This is a genomic window from Quyinboa ferrireducens (assembly GCF_042436675.1).
Classification (GTDB): Bacteria; Bacteroidota; Bacteroidia; order Bacteroidales; family UBA5342; genus JBHJHP01.
In genome coordinates this window covers 1-1,055 of record NZ_JBHMVA010000078.1, presented here as the reverse complement: position 1 = coordinate 1,055, position 1,055 = coordinate 1, and the positions used below count along the sequence as shown (strand labels likewise).

The window sequence follows — 1,055 nt, the reverse complement described above, 5'->3', positions numbered from 1 at the left end:
TCTGAAGGATTAATATTGTTACTGAATTGAAGGATAAAAAAATACTGTGCACAACACGCGGTGCATAGTGCATGCGGCTCTTTTAACCTGCAAATCCACATGCATCCTGGCGTCGTTTTCGGCTTGACAGTCTCCACTTCGTGGGACAGTCAACCGCACGACACCATAACGCGGGAACGTTAGCTGCAATAATAGGAAACGCCCCGAACGAAACAGAATAAGATTGAGATGAAAATATTTGATTGGTTTAGGAGAAAAAGGAGTACTGACTTGACAGAAGCATTAAAACTTCATGTCGCTGGTGCTACCGTTAGACATCGAGGTAAATTTGACAGTTTGGAGTCTTATTCTAATGATAAGGAAATAACACAGGACTTTATTGACAAATGGACTGCCCCTTTTTACTTTAACCTAAATAAAACTGATGAAGAATGGATTAACCAAATAATCGGTTTGAAACCAGAAATAACGGATGAGATTATTTTAACTAATCTTGGTGATTTTAATTGGAGAACACGACAGACTGGTGCCTTCTTTTCTGCAATTATGGACAAAAAGGATTTTATAAAAATAATAGGAACTCATCTGATTAAAAGTGAAGTTTGCTACGCTGGGAGTGAATATGCAAAAGTTTTGGTTTCTTTTAATACAGAGGAATCAATATCCTATTTAGACCAATATTTAGATTACTATTTACTTCAAAAGGACTTATATTTTGACCAAAGACAGGTCTTAGAGGCTCTAAAATTCACGGATTTAGTTAATAATACAAATCGAACAGAGAGACATTTAGACAATTGGAGAGCTTTTATTTACGATAAGAGGAAATCAGAACTAGAATCCATTGAAAAAATGAAAAAGGAAAATGGAGACCCAAAAATGATAGAGCATTTAGAAAAAAATTCAGCTTGGTTGGAGGAATTAGATACTGATTGGATTAAAGAGAGGATTGATACGATAGAAAGAATTAAAGCAGCTAACACTATTCTAAGGAAAAACCAAAATATTGTGCAATAAATTAGGCAGCAAATCTACTTAAGTCTACATACGGTGAT

1 protein-coding gene is annotated in these 1,055 nt (G+C 35.2%); it reads left to right on the top strand.

The genetic code is table 11. From position 1 onward, the window contains the following. Positions 1 to 228 precede the first annotated feature (228 nt). Positions 229 to 1,017, top strand: coding sequence for a DUF6000 family protein (locus ACE01N_RS20490; protein ID WP_380592946.1), 789 nt, complete (start codon positions 229 to 231; stop codon positions 1,015 to 1,017). The last annotated feature ends 38 nt before the right edge of the window (positions 1,018 to 1,055 follow it).